The 6,869-nt window shown below is 34.6% G+C and carries 10 protein-coding genes and 1 tRNA gene; 7 read left to right on the top strand and 4 right to left on the bottom strand.

Features of this window, described 5'->3' with window-relative positions:
- Window positions 1-84 precede the first annotated feature (84 nt).
- On the top strand, window positions 85-1,161 hold the full coding sequence (locus AOG54_RS08765) for an aminopeptidase P family protein (RefSeq protein ID WP_048100897.1): 1,077 nt from the start codon (window positions 85-87) through the stop codon (window positions 1,159-1,161).
- Between the two features lies 1 nt (window position 1,162).
- Complete coding sequence (locus AOG54_RS08760; protein ID WP_054964461.1) at window positions 1,163-2,155, top strand: hypothetical protein; 993 nt, start codon at window positions 1,163-1,165, stop codon at window positions 2,153-2,155.
- Here the strand turns inward: AOG54_RS08760 and AOG54_RS08755 are convergent.
- Both AOG54_RS08755 and AOG54_RS08750 read right to left on the bottom strand, forming a co-directional pair.
- Window positions 2,150-2,398: a signal recognition particle subunit SRP19/SEC65 family protein gene (locus AOG54_RS08755; RefSeq protein ID WP_054964460.1), complete on the bottom strand. Its 249-nt coding sequence runs from the start codon at window positions 2,396-2,398 to the stop codon at window positions 2,150-2,152. The genes AOG54_RS08760 and AOG54_RS08755 overlap by 6 nt on opposite strands.
- Window positions 2,395-2,775: a 30S ribosomal protein S8e gene (locus tag AOG54_RS08750; RefSeq protein ID WP_048100899.1), complete on the bottom strand. Its 381-nt coding sequence runs from the start codon at window positions 2,773-2,775 to the stop codon at window positions 2,395-2,397. The genes AOG54_RS08755 and AOG54_RS08750 overlap by 4 nt, the downstream gene beginning before the upstream one ends.
- A gap of 93 nt (window positions 2,776-2,868) precedes the next feature.
- Between AOG54_RS08750 and AOG54_RS08745 the strand changes: the two genes are divergently transcribed.
- Both AOG54_RS08745 and AOG54_RS08740 read left to right on the top strand, forming a co-directional pair.
- Window positions 2,869-3,432: a GMP synthase subunit A gene (locus AOG54_RS08745; protein WP_048100900.1), complete on the top strand. Its 564-nt coding sequence runs from the start codon at window positions 2,869-2,871 to the stop codon at window positions 3,430-3,432.
- Window positions 3,433-3,455: 23 nt separating this feature from the next.
- Window positions 3,456-4,196 (top strand): tRNA (adenine-N1)-methyltransferase, encoded by a 741-nt coding sequence (locus tag AOG54_RS08740; protein ID WP_054964440.1) that lies wholly within the window; start codon window positions 3,456-3,458, stop codon window positions 4,194-4,196.
- Between the two features lies 1 nt (window position 4,197).
- On the opposite strand, the gene AOG54_RS08735 is transcribed toward AOG54_RS08740, so the two are convergent.
- The gene (locus AOG54_RS08735; protein ID WP_054964441.1) at window positions 4,198-5,115 is read right to left on the bottom strand and encodes a transcription initiation factor IIB; all 918 of its coding nucleotides are present in this window, start codon (window positions 5,113-5,115) and stop codon (window positions 4,198-4,200) included.
- Between the two features lie 225 nt (window positions 5,116-5,340).
- Between AOG54_RS08735 and AOG54_RS08730 the strand changes: the two genes are divergently transcribed.
- The gene (locus tag AOG54_RS08730; protein WP_054963873.1) at window positions 5,341-5,553 is read left to right on the top strand and encodes an H/ACA ribonucleoprotein complex subunit GAR1; all 213 of its coding nucleotides are present in this window, start codon (window positions 5,341-5,343) and stop codon (window positions 5,551-5,553) included.
- A 9-nt stretch (window positions 5,554-5,562) separates the two neighbouring features.
- Window positions 5,563-6,504 (top strand): transcription initiation factor IIB, encoded by a 942-nt coding sequence (locus AOG54_RS08725; RefSeq protein WP_054963874.1) that lies wholly within the window; start codon window positions 5,563-5,565, stop codon window positions 6,502-6,504.
- 2 nt (window positions 6,505-6,506) lie between these two features.
- On the opposite strand, the gene AOG54_RS08720 is transcribed toward AOG54_RS08725, so the two are convergent.
- Window positions 6,507-6,722: a KEOPS complex subunit Pcc1 gene (locus tag AOG54_RS08720; protein ID WP_054963872.1), complete on the bottom strand. Its 216-nt coding sequence runs from the start codon at window positions 6,720-6,722 to the stop codon at window positions 6,507-6,509.
- A gap of 60 nt (window positions 6,723-6,782) precedes the next feature.
- Here AOG54_RS08720 and AOG54_RS08715 point away from each other — a divergent pair.
- A tRNA-Leu gene (locus tag AOG54_RS08715) sits at window positions 6,783-6,867 on the top strand.
- Window positions 6,868-6,869 lie beyond the last annotated feature (2 nt).

The following is a 6,869-nucleotide window of genomic DNA, read 5'->3' as shown; positions in this document are numbered from 1 at the left end:
TATATGTAAATGTATGGCTTATATTTAATATTATTAATCATTTGTTAATCGAAATTGTTATATCTAAAATTAAGATAAATAATAATGAAAAGTGAGAGAATATTTGATTACGTCAGGGATGTCGACACGGCACTTATAATAAATGGCGGGGAAAACCAGATAGATAAAACATTCTTTTATATTACCGGTGCAAAAAGCGGTATATTTGAGGGTTCAGCATTATTTATCAGGCCTGATGAGGTAAAAATTATCACATCAGAGCTGGAGGAACAGGCTGCAAGAGAAACAGGCTATGACGTAATTATATTTAAAACAAGGGATGAATTTAACGAGATTATCAAAAAAATTTTTGAAAACCATACAAATATAGGCATCAACTATTCAGCAGTTTCACTGGAACAGTATAAAAACATTCTTAAAATTATTCCCGATAAGGAATTTATAGACATATCGCAGTCCATACTTGAGGCAAGAAAAATAAAGGAGGATGATGAGATATCAAAGATAAGGGAGGCGGCTAAAATAGCCAGCGATTCTCTTGAGGATGTAATACCAAAAATTAGGGAGGGCATGACAGAAATAGAACTGGCCGCAGAGGTGGTTTATGCCATGATGAAAAACGGCGCATCAGGAGAATCATTTAGCACAATAGTTGCATTTGGTAAAAATTCATCCATGCCACATTATTTTCCAGGAAAAACAAAATTAAAAAAGGGCGATTTTGTTTTAATAGATTATGGTGCTGTTTATCAGAGATACTGCTCCGATACAACAAGAACAATGGTTTTTGGGAGGGCCAGTGAAGAGCAGAAGGAAATATATGAAATTGTTAAAAGGGCACAGCATGAGAGCATGATAAAAATAAAGGAGAATGTAAATGGCCGCGATATAGATAAAATAGCCCGTGATATTATAGACTCCACAAAGTATAAGGGGAGGTTTATACATTCACTGGGCCATGGGGTTGGCCTGGATGTTCATGATCATGCAGCACTATCACCATCCTATGATTTTGTCCTAAAGAGCAATATGGTGGTTACCGATGAACCCGGTATATACGTACCAGAGGTTGGTGGGGTCAGAATAGAGGATGATGTTCTCGTTAAAAAGGACGGTTATGAGCAGCTTACAACATCAACAAAGGATTTAATAGAACTGTAAAATGATAACAGATAAATTTTTTGTTGATTATGATTACGTGTCATCACCGGAAAACATAAATACTGCAGCCAATTCCCTGTCAGACAGGAAGCCCATGCTTCTGGCACTGGAATATATAAAAAATATAGTTAAAAAATATGCTGATAAAAACAGGTACAATCAGGTGCTCGACCTTAAAAGTTTTGGCATAGCACTATGGATGATTAAATTAATCAACCAGAGAAATTTAACATCCAGATTTATAATAGAACAGAGGGACGTATTTGAAAATGAGATATTGAGGCTTATCAAAAATGATACCGAGTCATTTATAGATTACTGTCATAGGGCCAAAATAAATGTATTTGTATCAAATAATATTATTAAAATCCCATTTAATTTTTTTATCACATATAATAAAAAAATATCCGGATTTAAATACAGGTTAATATACCAGAAAATGGAAAATGGACTTATAATAGTGGATGAGGGTCAGATTGCCCATCTTTTAAGGGAAAACTTTGTTGAAAAAATTAATATTATATACAATTCTATAAACAGTGATCAGGCCGCACAGATATTTAAAAGTTATCAATCTGAAATAAACTTAATTAGAGATGAATTTATAAAAATAAATGCAAAAAACGAAATGAAGCTTGGAGATGTGGATTTTACAAAATTTCCGCCATGTATTATTGAATATTTAAATGAAATAAGGGATAACCAGAACCTGCCACATCTTGCCAGATTTACGCTTGTAAGCTTTCTGCATTCAATTGGTATGTCAAATGCTGATATGATAAATATATTTAGAAATGTGCCGGACTTTAATGAAAAAATGACCACGTATCAGGTTGAGCACATTACCGGAATAATCTCTGGAACAGAATACTCGCCGCCAAAATGTGTAACATTAAGATCAAATCATCTATGTTACATGGATGATGATCCACTTTGTAGAAAAATTAATCATCCGCTTGAATACTACAAAAAGAAAAAGTTCAGAAAATCATAATCTGTTTTCTATAATTTTTATTAATGTGCCCTTTTTTATGTTTCCATCAATAAGAAACATGTTTGTTTCCTCATAGGGTATTCTTGGATATTTACATTTTTTTATTTCATAGTTAAGGTTCATGGACTTTAAAATTGATTCAAGCCGGGAATCATTGTACCTTGTGGCCTTTTCACGGTTTATTCTCCTGCCAAGGCGCCTGCTAATATTTGGGTTAAAATACTGTGAATATAATGTTATCATTTCACAAGTACTGCATTTATCACGCCGTGCTGGCCTGGCCTGGATGTTATCATTGCATTTCCTATCTCCGTTGATATTACTGTACCCTTATTCATAATGTTCCTTTGCACATAATGCGGATCGGCATTATTTTCCTTAACTGTTATAATTTTAACCTTCTTTGTTGTTTTATCATCGGGATTGTATACATTTGCAAACTGTTCATTTAATAAAACAACCTTGGTATTGCCACCTAAAGTTCTTATTGTTTTTCTTTCAGTCTCACCAATTTTTGTTAATGATGGCTCCCTGCCAAGCTCGTATCTTCTTTTTGAATGGTTTCTCTTTAATTTTCCACCTGTAAATTTCTTTGTACCTTTACCTTGATATATTGTCATAAAAGGTTTATTATTTCAGGTTATATAAGTTTTTATAACAACAATTTAAAGATTATTGTACTATCTTTAAATACAACATTGAAATTTTGTGGTGTGAAAATAGGTGTAATAGATAATGGTGGACAGTGGACCCACCGTGAGTGGCGTGTCCTAAAATCATTTGAAGTAGATGCTGAGATATTCCCAAATACTGTTGATGATGAAAAATTAATAGACCTTGATGGACTAGTTCTATCAGGTGGTCCTGCAAGCATAGAATCTGAACTTTCAAAACTTGGAAATATTAAGCAGTATATTAATCATGATTATCCAATTTTTGGCATATGTGCAGGTGCCCAGTTCATTGCCTTAAATTCAGGCGGGAATGTATCAAAGGCAGTACATCCTGAATATGGCAAAAAGGAGGTTAATTTTTACAGTAAAGGCTCAATATTTTATGACATCCCTGAAAAAATTATAGTCTGGGAGAACCATAATGATGAGATTAAGTCCATCTCTGACGATTACATTATATGTGCCTCATCAGATACTTGCAGGGTGCAGGCCTTTTATCATAAAAGCAGGGATATATTTGGCGTTCAGTTTCATCCTGAGGTTAATAATACTGAATATGGCACAGAAATTTTTAAAAATTTTATAGAAAGGTGTAAAAAATAAATATTTTAAAAATATAAACATTTGTGTTTATTATTAAATCTGATGATTGTTACGGCCTTCTTGATATGGAGCAACATACTGCATATATTAAAAACGAAAGAATAAGCATACCCTTGAATTCTGTTTTTGAGCCTGGAGATACAATTAAATTAAGGAGTAAAACCTTTGTAATATTAAATCCTGATCCACAATTTTTTTATCGTATATCAGGCAGAAGGACACAGACAATACTTCCTGTTGATGCCGCCTATATAATATATACAGGGTCCATAAATGGGAGTAAAAAAATTCTGGAATCCGGTGTTGGTACAGGCAATTTAAGCTATTCAATACTTAACTCAATAAATGCATCAGGAAAACTTGTTAGTGTTGATATAGATAAACAGAACATTGAAAATGCAAGGAAAAACGTTTATTCGCTTATGAATCCTGATAACTGGGAGCTTATTAACGGCGATATTAAAACATTTAAAACCGAAGAATTATTTGACACAATTATACTTGATATGCCAGAACCATGGGAATGTGTTGATAATCTCAAAAATAATCTTAAATTTGGAGGATACTTTATAACATACTCACCAACCTACAATCAGGCTGAAAAAAATGTTTTATCATTAAATAAGAATAACTTCACTGTTTTGGAAACCGTTGAATTAATAAAGCGTAACATACTTGTAAGGGAAAATGCAACAAGGCCTGATAATAATATTATAGGCCACACGGCATTTATTACCATTGCTGTAAAGCTAAATGTTTTATAATTTATTCATTCTGGTCAAAGCCAAGCATCCTGCTTATTTCCTTATATCTATTTCTTATGGTTACCTCTGTTACTCCGGATACCCTGGCAACATCCTTCTGTGTCCTTGATTTTCCGTTTTTTATTGCTGCTATGTATATTGCCGCTGCTGCAACACCTGTTGGTCCCTTTCCCATTGAAATGCCCGATTCCGATGCAAGCCTTATTATGTTTTCACTGTCTATTATAACCTTTTTGTCCAGGTCAAGTTTATTACAGAACTGTGAAACATATGAGTATGGAGTTGCGGGTTTAATATTTAATGCAAGTTCCTTTGCCAGATGCCGGTATGCCTTTCCAATTTTTTTCTTATTTACATATGATACCTTGGAGATCTCATCCAGCGTTCTTGGTATATTTACCATTCTGCATGCAGCATATATGGATGCACATACTATGCTTTCTATGCTTCTCCCCCTTATAAGATTCCTCTCCACGGCCTTTCTATATATTAATGCGGCTGTTTCCTTAATATCCTTTGGAATTCCAAGTTTTGTACCATCCTCATTCAGTATCTGCAATGCCATGGACAAATTTCTTTCGGCCGCATTGCTTACCCTAATTCTCTGGTGCCATTTTCTAACCCTGTAAATCTGGGCACGATTTTTATGTGGTATTCTCTTTCCGTAATAATCCTTGTTTGACCATGAAATCTCAGTGGCTAGACCCTTATCATGGCTCATAAAGCTGCTTGGTGAGCCCGTCCTTGAACGTTTTTCATCCTGATCAGAATCAAATGACCTCCACTCAGGTCCCTGATCAATAATGGAATCCTCAATAACCATACCACAATCATAACAGGTTAATTCCCCTCTTTCATAATCCTTTACAAGATGATGTGAACCACATTCAGGACAAACTTTCACGTCGTCAACTTCCATTAAATACCACCCAAGATTTATATAATGCTTATTACTAAGAGTATTAAAAGTTTATTATATATGCAATAAAAATTTATTAAAATTATTTTTCCAATAAATAATTTATGAATCTTAGATAAGTGAGATATTACACAAATTTATACACTAATATTTTAATATAAAAAACCTAATTTTTAATAATCTTACGAAAAGTTTAAATATAAACTATGTATATAGTATGGTACAATGAAATATGAATGCCAAATAGTGCATAAAAGAAACAATGAGATATTGATACGGATTAATAATTGCCTTAATTTACATGGTAAAATATATGACAGTAATGAAAAGGCTATTGGCAGGATAACCAGAATACTGGGACCCGTATCAAATCCGTATGCCCTCGCATATCTGGCATCCGTGGATTATTCCCCGGAAAAAGTATATGTAAAATGTTAGGTGATAAATATGGTTGATGAAAAGGAAAAGAAGAAAAATATATATGAGATAGATAAATGCCCGGAATGCGGTTCCTCACAGTTGGTCAGGGATTATGAGCGCGGGGAGCTCGTTTGTTCAAACTGTGGTTTGGTTATTGATGACAGTTATATTGACGAGGGGCCAGAATGGAGGGCTTTTGATTCAGAGCAGTCAGAAAGCCGTGCCAGAACAGGCTCTCCAATGACATACACAATTCATGATAAGGGTTTATCAACCGATATATCATGGAAAAATAAGGATTCATATGGTAAATCCATCCCAACCAGAAACAGGGCACAGCTTTACAGACTAAGAAAGTGGCAGAAGAGAATTAAGGTCTCAAACGCAGCAGAGAGAAACCTATCACAGGCATTGCAGGAGCTTGAAAGAATGGCATCCAATCTTAGCATTCCAAACGATGTGCGTGAAACTGCAGCCGTTATTTACAGAAAGGCCGTTAAGCAGAATATGATCCGCGGCAGATCCATTGAGGGTGTTGTTGCAGGGTCAATATATGCCGCATGCAGAATTACAAACGTCCCAAGAACCTTGGACGAGATAGCATCTGTTACAAGGGTAAAAAAGAAGGAAATTGGAAGAACATACAGAATCATGGCAAGATACCTTAAACTTAATATACTGCCGTCAAAGCCCGATGACTATGTAAACAGATTCTGCTCCAAGCTCAGATTATCAATGGAGGCAAGAAAGAGGGCAGAGGAAATTCTTAAAATGGCTGTGGACAACGATTTAACATCAGGTAAGGGACCAACTGGTGTTGCAGCAGCTGCAATATACATAGCATCATTGATAACCGGTGAAAGAAGAACACAGAGAGCAATAGCTGAGGTTGCTGGTGTAACCGAGGTTACAATAAGGAACAGGTACAAGGAATTAACAGAAAAACTCAATTTAACAATTGAGGAATAAATTTATATTTTTAAATTATAATATATTTTATAAAAAACCTCATAATTCCTTAGAAAATCGTCTGGAAGGCTGTAAATAGATTTTAATTCCAGATTCTTAATTTTTATGTTTAATTTCTTTTTATTTACCGTCATATCAATATTTTGGTCATTGTCGGGATTTAATATATCATAAAGTATGCTGCTGTTTTCCTCTTCTATTTCCAGTTCTATTTCCATGTTACATAATCAATAACAGTTTTATAAAATTTATAATATATGATGCAATATAGAGTTTAGGCGGAGGTTACCGAGTCAGGTTAAAGGTGACAGACTCAAAATCTGTTCCCAAAGGGGTTCGCCGGTTCAAATCCGACCCTCCGCATT

Source organism: Acidiplasma aeolicum, from assembly GCF_001402945.1.
GTDB lineage: Archaea > Thermoplasmatota > Thermoplasmata > Thermoplasmatales > Thermoplasmataceae > Acidiplasma > Acidiplasma aeolicum.
Note: the sequence above shows the minus strand (reverse complement) of the source record. Positions and strands in the feature narration are given on the sequence as shown.